Consider the following 15,261-nt stretch of genomic DNA (forward strand, 5'->3'; position numbering starts at 1 on the left):
GGAGCGCACCAGGCGCAGCAGCGTTGCCCCCAGCACCCCCCGGCCGCGGGCCCCCTCCCCCCCGCCGCCCCCCCGCCCGCGCGGCCGCGCTGCTCGGGGGGGCGCCCGCGGCCGCCGCGCTGCGCGGCCTGGGCCGCCGACTGGCCGAGTACCGGTAGAGGGGGGGAACGGACACATGCGCAGGAGATCCGTACGCACCAGGCCGGCCGCCGCGCTGGCGCTGCTGGCCGCCGGTGCGGCCGTGCTCGGCGGGGGCGGGCCGTCCGGCGCCGTACCCGCGACCGCCACGGGCGCACCGCAGGCCGTCCGGCCGACCGGGCAGGAACAGGCCGGGCAGGAAGAGGCCGAGTCCTGCGACCTGACCAGCACCGTGCCGCCGAGCACCGTGGACGGCACGGCGGTGAAGGCCATCAAGGCCAAGGGCACCCTGATCATCGGCGTGGACCAGAACAGCTACCGCTGGGGCGCCCGCAACCCGAACACCGGTGAGCTCGAAGGCTTCGACATCGACCTCGCGAGGGCGATCGGCGCGGCCGTCATGGGCGACCCGGCCAAGGTGGTGCTCAAGCCGGTGTCGACCGCCGGCCGGGCCGACGCCCTCACGGGCAACCAGGTCGACCTGATCGTCCGCACCATGACGATCAGCTGCGCCAACCTGAAGAAGGTCGCCTTCTCCCGGTCGTACTTCAATATCAAGCAGCGGGTCCTGGTGCCCCGGTCGTCCACGGCCAAGAACCTCGACGAGGCGATCGGCGGCAAGACGGTCTGCGCCGCGGACGGCTCGGTCGCCAAGGACGTGCTGAACGCGAAGAAGAGCGCCAAGCAGCTCGTCCTGGTGACCAACCAGCTCGACTGCCTGGTCCGCATGCAGCTCGGCAAGGTCGACGCCACCATGACCGACGACGAACTGGCGGTCGGCCAGGCCGCGCAGGACCAGACGGTGAAGGTGGTGGACGGCTTCGAACAGCCGGAGACGATCGGTGTCGCGATGCGCCAGAACAGCACCGACCTCACCGCCCGGGTCAACCAGGTGATCTCCGACTACTACACGGACAAGGACAAGGGCTGGCAGAAGTCGTTCGAGCGGTGGGTCCAGCCCTACCTGCCCGAGAACTCCAAGGACCCCGGCCTGTACTGGCCGGCCCGCTGACGCACCGGGCGGCGCACGCGCGTCAGCAGGCCGTTGACGCGGTCTTGACGCCCACCGCCCGCTCCGCCCGAACGGCCACCGGCTAGGGTTCGGGACGATCACCACGGGGAGACCGGTGGTGGGCACGGGGGTTGTCGTGGGATCGCACGTCAGGTACGTCGGGATCGCACGCGAGGAAGGAAGGACACGGCGTTGGCGGCTTCGGCTGGCCCGGTACTGAACCGGGAGGAGGTGGACCGCGCGCTGGCGCGCCTCGGCGCGGAGCGGGACGCGGTCGAGTCGGCGCTGCTCGCCCTCCAGGACCATCCGGGCCTGCGGCTGCTCGACGGCGCCGAACTGACCGGACGCACGCTGGAGCGCTGGTCCGTCGCCGGGAAGGGCCTGCCACTGCTCTGGGCCCTGTTCGACCGCTACGCGGAGGCACTGGCCTCGGCGCGCGCGGTACGGGCCCGCAAGGCCAAGCCCGGCGCGCCCGAACTCGCCGAGCTGAGCGAACTGCTCACCGGCGACGCGGTGACCGTCCCCGGCGGCGCGCTGCCGGACGGCCCGCAACTGCTCGGCGCGCCCGCCCGGCTGGTCGAGCGGATCAGCCTGGACGCGCTGATGACCCGGATGAACTCCTGGTACGCCACCGTGCTGGAGGTGGTCAGCGCCGCCGACGCGGTCTGGTCGGCGCTGCCGGCCCGGATCGACCTGCTGCTGGCCGAACTCCACCGGGTGGGCAACCTCGCCGCCTCGCTCGGCGTGCGGGCCGGCGGCCACCCGCTCGCCGACGACCTGGCCGGACTGGACGCCGACCTCACCGGGCTGCGCGCCGAGGTGCGCGAGGACCCGCTGGCGCTGTGGCGCCCGGCCCGGGTGCCCGCCCAGCGCGGCACCGTGCCGGAGGGCGGCGCCTTCGCCACCCCCGCCGGGGTGGTGGACACCGAGCGGTTCGACCGGGCCGGGCGGGCGCTGGACGGCGTCCGGGTGGAACTGGAGAACCTCCTGCGGCTGCGCGACGACGCCGAGGAGCGCCTCCAGGGCGTCGGCGACCTGCTCCAACGGGCCGACGCCACCCTGGCCGAGGCCCGCCGGGCGCGCGGCGAGGTGCTGGCGAAGATAGCCTCCAGCGACGTCCCGGCGGTACCCGGGCCGGCCTCGGCGCTGCGCGAACGGATCGTGACGGCACTGGAGTTGCGCCAGGGCGGGCAGTGGGGCCGGCTGGCGCCGCTGCTGGACACGCTGGAGGACGCCGCCGCCAAGGAGCTGGCCCGGGCCCGGCAGTCGCTCACCGAGGTGACCCAGCCGCTGGCCGTCCGCGCCGAACTGCGCGGCCGGCTGGACGCCTACAAGGCGATGGCCGCCCGGCTGCGGGTCTCCGAGGACCCGGAAGTGATCGAGCGGTACGAGAAGGCGCGCTGGCTGCTGTGGAGCGCGCCCTGCGACCTGCGGGCGGCGGCCGCCGCGGTGGCCCGCTTCCAGCAGTCGCTGCGGCCGGCGCAGGCCGAGGCCGCACAGGAGACGACCGGCCAGACGCCGGTCGACGGACAGGTCCAGGGGGGCTGAGGTTGATGGGCGGGACGTGCGTACGGCCGGAGTGCTCCGGCAACGGCAGGATCGACGCGGACGGCTACTGCGACGAGTGCGGGCTCGCCCCGGCGGGCGGCGGCACCGTGGCAGCTTCGACGGCGGCCACCGGCGCCCCGCCGGCCGCCGGCCCCGGCGCGCCCTGCCCCCGGGACTGTTCAGGCGCCATCGACACCGACGGCTACTGCGACGAGTGCGGCCTCACCCCGCCCGGCGGCGACACCGGCGTCACCCAGCCCTACGTCCCGTCCTCCCGGGTCTCCACCGACTCGGCGCGCAGCGGCTCGATCCGCTCGACCCGCACCGGCTCGGCCCGCTCGATGTCCGGCCGCTCCCGCTCGCACCGCTCGACCCGCACCGGCAGCAGCCGCTCGGTCTCGGTGCGCAGCACCCGCGGCAGCGTCAGCGCGGGCACCCGCAACCGGCTGGGCGCCGGCCTGGTGACGGTGCCGACCGTCGAGACGGCCGACCCGTCGCTGGCGGTGCTGGAGAACCCGGAGGTCCCGGAGCGCAAGCGGTTCTGCTCCAAGTGCGAGACCCCGGTGGGCCGGGAGAAGAACGGCCGGCCGGGCCGCCCGGACGGCTTCTGCACCAAGTGCGGCACGCCGTACTCGTTCACGCCCAAGCTGCGCCGCGGCGACCTGGTCGGCGGGCAGTACGAGGTGGTGGGCTGCCTGGCGCACGGCGGCCTCGGCTGGATCTACCTGGCGATCGACCGGCGGGTCAACGACAAGTGGGTGGTCCTGAAGGGCCTGCTGGACACCGGGGACGAGGACGCGCTCGCCGTGGCCGTCGCCGAGCGCCGCTTCCTGGCCGAGGTGGACCACCCGAACATCGTCCGGATCATCAACTTCGCCGAGCACCTGGACCTGGGCTCCGGCTCCACCGACGGCTACATCGTGATGGAGTACGTCGGCGGCAAGTCGCTCAAGGACATCGCCAACGACCGCCGCACCCCGGACGGCCGGCGCGAGCCGCTGCCCGTCGAGCAGGCGATCGCGTACGCGCTGGAGGCACTGCCCGCACTCGGGTACCTGCACAGCCGGGGCCTGATCTACTGCGACTTCAAGATCGACAACGTGATCCAGAGCGGCGACGCGCTCAAGATCATCGACATGGGCGCCGTCTGCCGCCTCGACCACGACGGCCCGATCTACGGCACCGTCGGCTACCAGGCCCCCGAGATCGCCACCCACGGCCCCTCCCCCGCCTCCGACCTCTACACCGTGGCCCGCACCCTCGCAGTGCTCACCTTCGACTTCCAGGGCTACAGCACCACCTACCGGGACACCCTGCCCGGCCCCGAGGACGTCGAGGTCTTCGCCCGCTACGAGTCGTACTACCGCTTCCTGGTCCGCGCCACCGACCCGGACCCGGCCCGCCGCTTCTCCTCCGCCGACGAGATGGCCGACCAGCTCACCGGCGTGCTGCGCGAGATACTCGCCCTCCAGGACGGCCGGGCCCGGCCCGCCCTGTCCACCCTCTTCGGCCCCGAACTACGCGTCGTGGACACCGAGTTGGTCATGCCCACCGAGCAGCCCGGACAGCTCCTGGTGACCGCCCTCGACCCGGCCGCCGCCGCCCTCGCACTGCCCGTCCCGCGCGTCGACCCCGGCGACCCCAACGCCGGCTTCCTCGCCACCCTGCTCGCCACCGACCCCGAGGAGGCGCTCGCCGCCCTGGCCGGCGCGCCCGCCCTCTCCATCGAACGGCGGCTGCGCGAACTGCGCGCCCACCTCGAACTCGGCCGCCGCGCCGCCGCCGAGGAAGCCCTCGACGCCCTGGAGCGGGAGTACCCGGACGACTGGCGGGTCGTCTGGTACCGCGGCCTGGTCGCCCTGGTCGGCGCCGTGCACGGCCCGGACGGCCCTGGCAGCTCGGTCGCCCTGGTCGGCGCGGCAGGCGGCCCGGACGGCCCGGCTTCGCCCGACGAGGCCGGGCTGCGCGCCGCCGCCGAGGCCTTCGACGCGGTCTACGACGCCTTCCCCGGCGAGGCCGCCCCCAAGCTGGCCCTCGCCATCTGCGCCGAACTCCTCGGCGACGGCGGCGACGCCGCCGAGTTCTACCGACTCGTCTGGACCACCGACCCGGCCTACCTCAGCGCCGCCTTCGGGCTCGCCCGGGTCCGGCTCGCCGAGGACGACCGGCCCGGCGCCGTCCGCGTCCTGGAGTCCGTCCCGGCCACCTCCAACCAGTACACGGCCGCCCGGATCGCGGCCGTCCGCGCCCGGCTGCGCGAACGGCCCGCCACCGACCCGCTCGCCGCCGACCTCGGCGCCAGCTCCGACCAGCTGACCGCGCTGCGCCTGGACGACCGCCGCCGCGAGGAACTGGCCGTCGAACTGCTCGGCGCCGCCCTCGGCTGGGTCACCGCGGGCTCGACCGGCGCCCAGCAGGGCGGCGGCACCACGGTGCTGGGACGACCTGCGGTGGAGCGGGAACTGCGCTTCGCCCTGGAACAGTCCTACCGGGTACTCGCCCGGTTGGCCGACCGGGCCGAGACCAGGATCGAAATGGTGGAGCGGGCCAACCGCGCCCGCCCCAGGACGTGGGTGTAGCCGATGCCGCAGCAGACCGTGTGCCCGAGCTGTTCCGAACCGCTGGAGCCGGAGGACGCCTACTGCGGCGCCTGCGGCGCCAGCCGGGACGGCCGGGCCGCCCCGGGCGCGATGCCCGCGAACTGGGCCGCCGCCCGGGCCGAGGGCGCCCCGCCCCAGCACGGGCCGGTCTGCGCGCACTGCGGGCTGCCGCAGGTCACCGCGGACGGCTACTGCGAGGCCTGCGGCGGCGCCCAGCCGCGCCCGCGCGACCACATGGAGAAGTCCCTCGCGGGCGTCGCCGGGGTCAGCGACCGCGGCCTGCGCCACCACCGCAACGAGGACTCCTTCACCATCGCCGCCACCTCGCTGCCCGGCGGCGAGCCCGTCGTGGTCGCCGTGGTCTGCGACGGCGTCTCCTCCTCCGACCGGCCGGACGAGGCCTCCGAGACCGCCGTCGACGCCGCCTCCGAGTCGCTGCTGAGCGCCCTGGAGGCGGGCCGCGAACCCACCGCCGCCATGCGCCAGGCCATCGCCGACGCCGCCGGGGCCGTCGCCGACCTCGCCCAGGCCGGCCCCGGGCCCGCCCGGCCCGACCTCAACGCGCCCGCCTGCACCTACGTCAGCGCCATAGCCTCCGGCGGCCGGATCACCATCGGCTGGGTCGGCGACACCCGCGCCTACTGGATCCCGGACGACCGCGCCGGCGCCGAGCCCTTCCGGCTCACCCAGGACGACTCCTGGGCGGCCCGGATGGTCGAGGCCGGGCTGATGAGCGAGGCCGAGGCGTACGCCGACCCGCGCGCCCACGCGATCACCGGGTGGCTCGGCGCCGACGCCGAGGAGGTCGTCCCGCACACCCTCGACTTCACGCCGCACGTCCCCGGGGTGCTGCTGATCTGCACCGACGGACTGTGGAACTACGCCGAGGCCGCCACCGACCTGGCGTACTTCGTCCGGCCGGACGCCCGCACCGAACCGCTCGCGGCGGCGCAGACCCTGGTGAAGTTCGCGGTCGCCGCCGGCGGCCACGACAACATCACCGTCGCCGTCCTGCCGATCGACCCGCCGGCCGCGGGCGCCGGTGCCGAGGACCAGGGCGAGGACGAGGACGACCCCCGGACCGCCACCGCGCTCGACCTGCCGCTGATCACCGCGGCGGGTGCCAGGAGGGCCGCCGAGGAGGACGAGGACTACGAGCCGACCCTGCCGGACCTCCCGGTGATCGGCTCCCCCGCCGCCCCGCTGCCCCCCACCGCCCCGCCGGCACCGCCCGCCGCACCGCCGACCGCACCCGCCGTCCCCCCGCAGCCGCCGCACCCGCCGACGGCCTGACCGGACGCCGCCCGCCCGGGGCCGACCCCGGCGGCCACCCGGTCCGCCGGCCCGCCCCCGACGCGGCCGGCCCCCACCGCCCGATCCGTACCGACGACCCTTCCGACGGGAGCCACCGGCCCATGGCAACACTGGCGAAGCCGAACCTGCCCAGGTTCGACGTGGAGATCTTCCAGAACGAGTACCTTGCCGACGGCGCCCGCGAGGTCAACGCCATCGTCACGGTCACCGCGACCGGCGGCGGCACCTCCGGCGGCCGCCCGCTCGGCATCGCCGACGCGGGCGGCCCGCAGAGCGCCGACACCGCCGCAGCCGTGGTGATCCTGGTGGACTGCTCGGGCTCGATGGACTACCCCAAAACCAAGATCAACGGCGCCCGCGAGGCCACCGCCGCCGCCATCGACGCGCTGCGCGACGGCACCGCCTTCGCCGTGGTCGCCGGCACCCACGAGGCCCGCGACATCTACCCCGGCGACGGCACCCTCGCCACCGCCTCCGCCACCACCCGCGGCCACGCCAAGGAGTCCCTGCGCCGCCTCACCGCCGCCGGCGGCACCGCGATGGGCACCTGGCTGGCCAAGGCCGACAAGCTCTTCCTGACCCGCCGCGACATCGCCATCCGGCACGCCGTCCTGCTCACCGACGGCAACAACGAGCACGAGTCGGCGGTCGACCTGGAACGCGCCATCGAGCGGGTCACCGGCCACTTCACCGCCGACTGCCGCGGCGTCGGCACCGACTGGCGGATCGACGAGCTGCGCAAGATCTCCTCGGCGCTGCTCGGCACCGTCGACATCGTCGCCGAACCCTCCGGCCTGGCCGAGGACTTCCGCTCGATGATGGCCGGCGCCATGGGCAAGCAGGTCGCCGACGTCGCGCTGCGGATCTGGACCCCGGCCAACGCCGCGGTCAAGTTCGTCAAGCAGGTCGCCCCCGCGGTCGAGGACCTCACCGCCCGGCGCGCCGAGGCCGGCCCCCGGGCCGGCGACTACCCCACCGGCTCCTGGGGCGACGAGAGCCGCGACTACCACGTCTGCGTCGAGGTCCCGGCCGCCTCCATCGGCAACGAGATGCTCGCCGCCCGGATCAGCCTGGTGCTGCCCCCGCAGGTCGGCAGCGGCACCCCGGAGGTGCTCTCCCAGGGCCTGGTCAAGGCGGTGTGGACCGACGACCTGGCCTCCTCCACCCGGATCAGCCCGCAGGTCGCCCACTACACCGGGCAGGCCGAGCTGGCCTCCTCCATCCAGGAGGGCCTGGAGGCCCACCGGGCCGGGGACGTCGACACCGCCACCTCCAAGCTGGGCGCCGCCGTCCGGATCGCGCACGCGACCGGCAACGAGGGCACCTACAAACTGCTGCAGAAGGTGGTGGACGTGGTGGACCCGAAGGAGGGTACGGTTCGGTTCCGTAAGAACGTGAGCGAGGCCGACTCGATGACCCTTGAGACCCGGTCGACCAAGACGGTGCGTGTGAAGAAGTGACCGCTGAAGACGTGACCGGGCCGACGACCCGGTGCGACGCCGCCCCAAGCCGGCTCGATGTGAGGGGGAACTGATGCCGATCTGCCCGAGGGGCCACGAGTCGCAGGCCGAGGACTGGTGCGACTTCTGCGGCTTCCCGATGACTCCGCTGGCCCCGCCGCCGCCCGGAGCCCACCCGGGAGCCCACGGGGCCCACGGGACCCACCCGGGGGCGTACGGCTCCCACCCGGCGCCCGAGGCGCCCGGCTCGTTCGAGCAGTCCCAGCACCCGGACCACCGCGGTACGCCCTACGGCGCGCCGCCGTCGCCTCCGCCGGTGCCGCCGGGGAACGTCCCGCCACAGCCCGGCGCGATGCCGCCGCCACCGGCCCAGGGCTACCCCAACCTGACCGAGGGCCTGACGGTCTGCCCGATCTGCCGCAGCCCGCAGACCGGACGGTTCTGCGAGGAGTGCGGATACGACTACGAGCTCTCCACCCCCTCGCGCCGCCAGGCGCAGCAGCCGCTGAACATCCCGGCGGCGTACGGCGGCGCGCCGGCCGCCCAGCCGCCGTACGGCCAACCGCCGTACGGCCCGCCCGTCCCGCAGCAGCCACAGCCGCAGCACACCCAGCACCCGCAGCAGGCCGCCGCGCCCGCGCACACCTACGGCTACCCTCCCTCCCTGCCCGCCAACGGGCCGGAGGGGCCCGCGCCGGAGGGGGCGTTCCCCGAGGCCCCCGTCCGCGAGGACTCCGGCCCGGTGTACGCCGAGCCCCCCGGCCCCAACAACCGCGGCGGCGACTTCGGCACCTCGTTCCACCTCGCCCCGCCGCATCAGCAGCAGCCCCAGCCTCAGCAGCCACAGCCGGCGGCGGCCCCCGCGGAGCCGCTCCGGGCCAACTGGATCGCGGTGGTCTCCGCCGACCGCGAGTACTTCACCGAGATGATGGCCCGCAGCGGCCCCGAGGCGGCCGGGCTGTTCTTCCCGCCGTACTGCCCCGAGCGGCGCATCCCGCTGACCGGCCGCGGCCAGCTGCGGATCGGGCGGCGCAGCCAGCACCGCGGCACCGTGCCGGAGATCGACCTGTCGGTGCCGCCGGAGGACCCGGGCGCCTCGCACCAGCACGCGCTGCTCGCCGAACAGGCGGACGGCAGCTGGGTCCTGGTGGACCAGGACTCGACCAACGGCACCACCGTGAACGGCGGCGCGGAGCCGATCGCCCCGCACACCGCCGTGCCGCTGAACGACGGCGACCGGATCCACATCGGCGCCTGGACGACGATCACGGTGCACCGCGCCTGAAAGACCGTCGGCAACAACTCCGGCCGGGCCGGGTGGAATTCAACTTCCGCCCGGCCCGGCTTGTTCCCGATCCCTCGGACAATCCACAAATTTCGTCGTCACCGACGTGCACAGGGCCCTCCGCAAGCCCTAGGCTCAGGCCACATGACTGCAGCTATATCCGCCGACGGCATCCGTCAGCGGTACGGGGACGTGCAGGCCGTCGACGGGGTGTCCCTCACCGTCGAGGCCGGCGAATTTTACGGAATCCTGGGCCCCAACGGCGCCGGGAAGACCACCACGATGGAGATCCTGGAAGGCGTCCGCAAGCCGGACGAGGGCCGGGTCGAGCTGCTGGGGATGGCTCCCTGGCCGCGCAATCCGAAACTGCTGCCGCGCATCGGCGTGCAGTTCCAGGCCTCCGCCTTCTTCCGGAAACTGACGGCCCGGGAGACCATCCGCACCTTCGCGTCGTTCTACGGGGTCGGCCCCAAGCGGGCCGACGCGATGCTGGAGCGGGTCGGCCTGACCGACAAGGCCGACGTCATGACCGACCAGATGTCGGGCGGTCAGGCGCAGCGCCTGTCGATCGCCTGCGCGCTGGCCCACGACCCGGAGATCGTCTTCCTGGACGAGCCCACCACCGGCCTCGACCCGCAGGCCCGGCGCAACCTCTGGGACCTCCTGCGGGACATCAACGGCGAGGGCCGCACGGTCGTCCTCACCACCCACTACCTGGACGAGGCCGAGGTGCTCTGCGACCGGGTCTCGATCATGGACCACGGGAAGATCCTGCACACCGGCGCCCCGGCGACGCTGATCCGCGAGATCGACGACACCGTCCGGATCAGCGTCGCGTCCGGCCAGCTGTCCGTCGAGCGCGCCCGGGACCTGCTCACCGCGGCCGGCGCCGACATCGCCGCCCTGGAGGACGACAGCGTCTCGCTCTCCGTCTCCACCCGCCTCCCGGCCCCGGTCCTGAGCGTCCTGGCCGAGCAGAACGCGCTGCGCGGCCTCGAAGTGCGCGGCGCCACCCTGGAGGACGTCTTCCTCCAGCTGACCGGACGGGAGTACCGCGCATGACCGCCAGCACGTCCACCGAGCCGAAGACCCCCGCCCGGAGCGACGGTCCGAGCGGCGGCGCGAGCGCCGAGCGGGAGCGGGTCAGCGCGTTCTGGAGCCTGTCCCGCGCGATGCTGCTCGGCATGAAGCGCGACCGCACCGCGACCTTCTTCATCCTGCTCTTCCCGCTGGTGTTCCTGGTGTTCTTCGGCACCGTGGGCAAGGGCTCCAGCAGCCCGCACGCCAAGGTGGCGCAGGTCGGCGCGGTGAAGCTGTTCGACTCGATCCAGGGCGAGGGCCGGGTCGACCTGGACAAGGTCCTCACCATCACCAGGACCGACGACGCGGCCGCCACGCTGGAGAAGGTCCGCAAGGGCGACTTCGACGCGATGATCGAGCAGGGTCCGGACGGCAAGGTCGAGCTGCGCTTCAGCGCCGCCGACACCGTCCGCGCCGGCGCGCTGCGGGGCATCGTCAACTCGGTGGTCCAGAGCGCCAACCAGGCCGCCACCGGCCAGAAGCCGGCCTACGTGCTGGACGCCCAGCAGGTCGAGGACCAGTCGCTCAAGCCGATCCAGTTCCTCACCCCCGGCCTGCTCGGCTGGGCCGTCGCCACCGGCGCGGTGTTCGGTGCCGCACTGACCCTGGTCGGGTGGCGCAAGAGCAAGGTGCTGCGCCGGCTGCGGCTGGCCCCGGTGAGTGCGGGCACGGTCATCAGCTCCAGGATCCTGGTCTCGCTGCTGACCTCGCTCCTCCAGACCACCGTGTTCCTGACGGTCGCCACCAACTTCTTCGGGCTCAAGCTCACCGGCAACTGGTGGCTGGTCATCCCGCTGGTGGCCTGCGCGACGCTCGCCTTCATGTCGATCGGCCTGCTGGCCGGATCGGTCGCCAAGACCGAGGAGGCGGCCAACGGCATCTCGCAGATCATCGTGCTGCCGATGTCCTTCCTGTCCGGCGCGTTCATCCCGCTGGACAGCGCGCCCGGCTGGCTGGAGACCATCTCCAAGGTCATGCCGCTGCGCTACCTGGTGACGGCCGCCCAGTCGGTGCTGACCCGCGGCGGCGGCGTCATGGACGCCCTGCCCACCATGGGCGGACTGCTGCTCTTCGCGGCCGTGCTGACCGGCATCTCCTGGAAGCTGTTCAAGTGGGAGGACGTGTGACCGCCGCCCCGGTCGCCTGAGCCCCGACACACGCCCTGCGGGGTCGTACGCCTTTGGTCCCGGTGTACGACCCCGTCGGCGTCTGCGACCATGGTCGGGTGAAAGAGATCCGGCGAGGAACGTTCAGCGAGGAGACCTTCTTCGACCAGGTCGGCGGCGAACCGACCTTCCGGCGACTGGTCCACCGGTTCTACCAGGGCATCGCCGAGGACGAGTTGCTCCGGCCGATGTACCCCGAGGAGGACCTCGGCCCGGCCGAGGAGCGGATGACCCTGTTCCTGATGCAGTACTGGGGCGGCCCGCGCACCTACAGCGAGCAGCGCGGCCACCCCCGGCTGCGGATGCGGCACGTGCCGTTCAAGGTCGACCGCGCCGCGCACGACGCCTGGCTCAGGAACATGCGGGCGGCCGTGGACGACCTGGCCCTGCCCGCCGAGGCCGAGCGGCAGCTCTGGGACTACCTCACCTACGCCGCCGCCTCGATGATCAACACCCCGGGCTGATCCCCTCCGGTCAGCGGAGCGGGCTGAGCCCCAACCCCGCGCCGGGTGCGGCCACCGTCCGGACCGCCACCGAGCCGGCCGGGGCGCTCAGCCGCAGCCAGCCGCCCGCCCGGTGCACGGTGAGCGGGGCCCCGGGCTTCAGGAAGCCGATCACGTACGCCGCGTGCACCGCCCGCAGCGGCAGCTCCGGCAGCACGGAGACCGGGCGGGACCAGATCTCGTCGGCCAGCGCGTCCAGCACCGCACGGCCGCGGTGCTGCGCCGGGACGGCCTCGCTGCGCTCACGGAACTCCCGCACCCCGGCCATCAGTTCGGGGTACACCTCGGCCGCCGGCGGCGCCCCGACCGGCCGCCAGCCGGTGCGCGGCGGCAGCAGCCCGGCCCAGGCCGGCCCGGTCACCGGGGCGGGCAGCGCGACGGCACCCGTCCCGGCGTCCACGCCGTCCAGCAACTGGCCCGCCGAGACCGTCAGATCGGTCGGCTCGGCCGGCCCGGTCAGCCGGGCGGTGCGGATCGCCAGCGCGCCCGAACCGCCCAGCGGCAGCCGGCCGAAGACCGCCAGCACGCCGTCCTCCCCGGCCGGGGCCACCGCCTGCAACCGGACGGCCGCCGCCTTGTCGAAGCGCAGCAGGCGCAGCAGGAACGCGGAGAGGTCGGCGGCCTCCCCGGCGTCGGTGAGGGCGAGGCGGGCGGTGATGGTCAACGCGGGTCAGCTCGAATCGTCGGAGGTGGGTGCTCAGGCGGCGACTACGGCGGGCTCCTCGTCCATGAAGCGGGACAGGAACTCCCGCTCCACGGGCGAGATCCGGCGCGGCCGGCCCTCCGCCAGGTCGTAGGGCACGACCACGGTGGACGCCTGGACGTACACCGTCTCGGTGCCGTCCTCGGCGACGTCCTTGATCTCGTAGGACACGGTCAGCGAGGCGCCGCCGATGCGGGTCACCCTGGTCTCGACGGTGACCGGCTCCGGCCGGTGCACCAGCGGACGCTTGTAGTCGATCTCGTGGCGGGCCACCACCGAGCCGCCCGCGAACTCCCCCGCCCCGGCCTCGGCGGCCTGGGTGAACATGAAGTCGATCCGGGCCTCCTCCAGGTAGCGCAGGAAGACCACGTTGTTGACGTGGCCGAACGCGTCCATGTCGGACCAGCGCAGCGGGCAGGCGTAGATGTGGCGGGCCACAGGTGTTCTCCTCGACGTCCGGTCGCCCGCCGCCGTGCGGTGGCGGCGGGCCGGCGGCCGGCAGGCCGCCCCGAGGGGCAGTCTGCCGGGCCGCCGTGACGGCTGGGTGTCAGCCGCGGGTCAGCTTCTTGTACGTGGCCCGGTGCGGGCGGGCCGCGTCGGCGCCGAGCCGCTCGATCTTGTTCTTCTCGTACGACTCGAAGTTGCCCTCGAACCAGAACCACTTGCTCTCGCCCTCGTAGGCGAGGATGTGGGTGGCCACCCGGTCCAGGAACCAGCGGTCGTGGGAGATGACCACGGCGCAGCCGGGGAACTCCAGCAGGGCGTTCTCCAGCGAGGAGAGCGTCTCGACGTCGAGGTCGTTGGTGGGCTCGTCGAGGAGCAGCAGGTTGCCGCCCTGCTTGAGGGTGAGCGCCAGGTTCAGGCGGTTGCGCTCACCACCCGAGAGCACGCCGGCCGGCTTCTGCTGGTCCGGGCCCTTGAAGCCGAAGGCCGACACGTAGGCGCGGGACGGCATCTCGACCTGGCCGACGTTGATCCAGTCCAGACCGTCGGAGACGACCTCCCAGAGGGTCTTCTTCGGGTCGATGTTGGCGCGGCTCTGGTCGACGTAGCTGATCTTGACGGTCTCGCCGACCTTGACCACACCGGAGTCGGGGGTCTCCATGTCCTGGAGCATCTTGAACAGCGTGGTCTTGCCGGCGCCGTTGGGGCCGATGATGCCGACGATGCCGTTGCGCGGCAGGGTGAAGCTGAGGTCGTCGATCAGGATCTTCTCGCCGAAGGCCTTGGAGAGGTTCTCCACCTCGATGACGATGCTGCCCAGACGCGGGCCCGGCGGGATCTGGATCTCCTCGAAGTCCAGCTTCCGCATCTTGTCCGCCTCGGCCGCCATCTCCTCGTAGCGGGCCAGACGGGCCTTGGACTTCGCCTGGCGGCCCTTGGCGTTGGAGCGGACCCACTCCAGCTCCTCGCGGAGCCGCTTGGCGCGCTTGGCGTCCTTCTGGCCCTCGACCTTGAGGCGGGACTGCTTGGACTCCAGGTAGGTGGAGTAGTTGCCCTCGTAGCCGATGGCGCGGCCGCGGTCGAGCTCCAGGATCCAGCCGGCCACGTTGTCCAGGAAGTACCGGTCGTGGGTGACGGCGACGACGGTGCCGGGGTACTTGGCCAGGTGCTGCTCCAGCCAGTTCACCGACTCGGCGTCCAGGTGGTTGGTGGGCTCGTCGAGCAGCAGCAGGTCGGGGGACTCCAGCAGCAGCTTGCAGAGCGCCACGCGGCGCTTCTCGCCACCGGAGAGCTTGGTGACCGGCCAGTCGCCGGGCGGGCAGCCCAGGGCGTCCATGGCCTGCTCCAGCTGGGCCTCCAGGTCCCACGCGTTGGCGTGGTCCAGGTCCTCCTGGAGCTTGCCCATCTCGTCCAGCAGGGCGTCCGAGTAGTCGGTCGCCATCAGCTCGGCGATCTCGTTGAAGCGGTTGAGCTTCCCCTTGATCTCCTTGACGCCGTCCTCGACGTTCTCCAGGACGGTCTTGGTCTCGTCGAGCGGCGGCTCCTGGAGCAGCATGCCGACGGTGAAACCGGGCGAGAGGAAGGCGTCGCCGTTGGAGGGGTGCTCCAGGCCGGCCATCATCTTCAGCACGGTGGACTTGCCCGCGCCGTTGGGGCCCACGACGCCGATCTTCGCCCCGGGGAGGAAGCTGAGCGTCACGTCGTCAAGGATGACCTTGTCTCCGTGCGCCTTGCGCACCTTGCGCATCGTGTAGATGTATTCCGCCACGTGAGATCGCTCCGGCGTCGTCGGGAGTATTCGGCTTGCAGCCTTCCATTGTGCCGCACCCGGCCGGGGGCCCCGAACGCCCGGTGTGCCCCACGGGGGTATCCGCAGCGCGGCGTTGAACGGCGAAGGCCCCGCCCCCCCCCCCGGGGGGGGGGGCGGGGCGGGGGGCGGCCCGGGCGCCCGCGGGGCCCGCCCCCCCGCCCGCGGGGGGGGGGCGGCGGGGGGGGGGCCCCGGGGGCC

At 73.6% G+C, this 15,261-nt stretch carries 12 protein-coding genes; 9 read left to right on the forward strand and 3 right to left on the reverse strand.

Translation table 11 applies throughout. The features are described 5' to 3' along the window. Positions 1 to 175: 175 nt before the first annotated feature. The 9 genes from ACFV6D_RS31425 (at position 176) to ACFV6D_RS31465 (ending at position 12,067) form a co-directional block, all read left to right on the forward strand. Entirely contained in the window at positions 176 to 1,150 is a 975-nt protein-coding gene (locus ACFV6D_RS31425; protein ID WP_380562152.1) for a transporter substrate-binding domain-containing protein, read from the forward strand. 192 nt (positions 1,151 to 1,342) lie between these two features. After that, positions 1,343 to 2,698: a hypothetical protein gene (locus tag ACFV6D_RS31430; RefSeq protein WP_063349413.1), complete on the forward strand. Its 1,356-nt coding sequence runs from the start codon at positions 1,343 to 1,345 to the stop codon at positions 2,696 to 2,698. 5 nt (positions 2,699 to 2,703) lie between these two features. Beyond that, a complete protein-coding gene (locus tag ACFV6D_RS31435; protein WP_380562154.1) occupies positions 2,704 to 5,277 on the forward strand; it encodes a tetratricopeptide repeat protein in 2,574 nt (857 codons plus the stop codon). Positions 5,278 to 5,280: 3 nt separating this feature from the next. Then, a complete protein-coding gene (locus tag ACFV6D_RS31440; protein ID WP_380562156.1) occupies positions 5,281 to 6,591 on the forward strand; it encodes a protein phosphatase 2C domain-containing protein in 1,311 nt (436 codons plus the stop codon). A gap of 122 nt (positions 6,592 to 6,713) precedes the next feature. After that, complete coding sequence (locus tag ACFV6D_RS31445) at positions 6,714 to 8,072, forward strand: VWA domain-containing protein (RefSeq protein WP_063349411.1); 1,359 nt, start codon at positions 6,714 to 6,716, stop codon at positions 8,070 to 8,072. 73 nt (positions 8,073 to 8,145) lie between these two features. After that, on the forward strand, positions 8,146 to 9,357 hold the full coding sequence (locus ACFV6D_RS31450) for an FHA domain-containing protein (RefSeq protein ID WP_380562158.1): 1,212 nt from the start codon (positions 8,146 to 8,148) through the stop codon (positions 9,355 to 9,357). Between the two features lie 144 nt (positions 9,358 to 9,501). Further along, positions 9,502 to 10,419, forward strand: coding sequence for an ABC transporter ATP-binding protein (locus ACFV6D_RS31455; protein ID WP_363376284.1), 918 nt, complete (start codon positions 9,502 to 9,504; stop codon positions 10,417 to 10,419). After that, positions 10,416 to 11,564 (forward strand): ABC transporter permease, encoded by a 1,149-nt coding sequence (locus ACFV6D_RS31460; RefSeq protein ID WP_380337990.1) that lies wholly within the window; start codon positions 10,416 to 10,418, stop codon positions 11,562 to 11,564. Before ACFV6D_RS31455 ends, ACFV6D_RS31460 begins: the two co-directional genes overlap by 4 nt. A gap of 98 nt (positions 11,565 to 11,662) precedes the next feature. Next, positions 11,663 to 12,067, forward strand: a complete 405-nt coding sequence (locus tag ACFV6D_RS31465; RefSeq protein WP_063351424.1) for a globin — start codon at positions 11,663 to 11,665, stop codon at positions 12,065 to 12,067. Between the two features lie 10 nt (positions 12,068 to 12,077). On the opposite strand, the gene ACFV6D_RS31470 is transcribed toward ACFV6D_RS31465, so the two are convergent. The 3 genes from ACFV6D_RS31470 to ettA all read right to left on the reverse strand — a co-directional run bounded on the left by ACFV6D_RS31470 (position 12,078) and on the right by ettA (position 15,021). Next, positions 12,078 to 12,770 (reverse strand): hypothetical protein, encoded by a 693-nt coding sequence (locus tag ACFV6D_RS31470; RefSeq protein WP_063349409.1) that lies wholly within the window; start codon positions 12,768 to 12,770, stop codon positions 12,078 to 12,080. A gap of 33 nt (positions 12,771 to 12,803) precedes the next feature. Further along, positions 12,804 to 13,247, reverse strand: a complete 444-nt coding sequence (locus ACFV6D_RS31475; RefSeq protein ID WP_063349408.1) for a thioesterase family protein — start codon at positions 13,245 to 13,247, stop codon at positions 12,804 to 12,806. A gap of 109 nt (positions 13,248 to 13,356) precedes the next feature. After that, the gene (ettA, locus tag ACFV6D_RS31480; protein WP_079135893.1) at positions 13,357 to 15,021 is read right to left on the reverse strand and encodes an energy-dependent translational throttle protein EttA; all 1,665 of its coding nucleotides are present in this window, start codon (positions 15,019 to 15,021) and stop codon (positions 13,357 to 13,359) included. Positions 15,022 to 15,261 lie beyond the last annotated feature (240 nt).

Source organism: Kitasatospora sp. NPDC059812, from assembly GCF_042732075.1.
In the GTDB taxonomy this organism is placed as follows: Bacteria; Actinomycetota; Actinomycetes; order Streptomycetales; family Streptomycetaceae; genus Kitasatospora.

Coding starts and splice junctions, on each gene's coding strand:
- ACFV6D_RS31445 (WP_063349411.1), top strand. CDS start 6,714: ATGGCAACACTGGCGAAGCCGAACCTGCCCAGGTTCGACGTGGAGATC.
- ACFV6D_RS31455 (WP_363376284.1), top strand. CDS start 9,502: ATGACTGCAGCTATATCCGCCGACGGCATCCGTCAGCGGTACGGGGAC.
- ACFV6D_RS31450 (WP_380562158.1), top strand. CDS start 8,146: ATGCCGATCTGCCCGAGGGGCCACGAGTCGCAGGCCGAGGACTGGTGC.
- ACFV6D_RS31440 (WP_380562156.1), top strand. CDS start 5,281: ATGCCGCAGCAGACCGTGTGCCCGAGCTGTTCCGAACCGCTGGAGCCG.
- ACFV6D_RS31435 (WP_380562154.1), top strand. CDS start 2,704: ATGGGCGGGACGTGCGTACGGCCGGAGTGCTCCGGCAACGGCAGGATC.
- ACFV6D_RS31460 (WP_380337990.1), top strand. CDS start 10,416: ATGACCGCCAGCACGTCCACCGAGCCGAAGACCCCCGCCCGGAGCGAC.
- ACFV6D_RS31425 (WP_380562152.1), top strand. CDS start 176: ATGCGCAGGAGATCCGTACGCACCAGGCCGGCCGCCGCGCTGGCGCTG.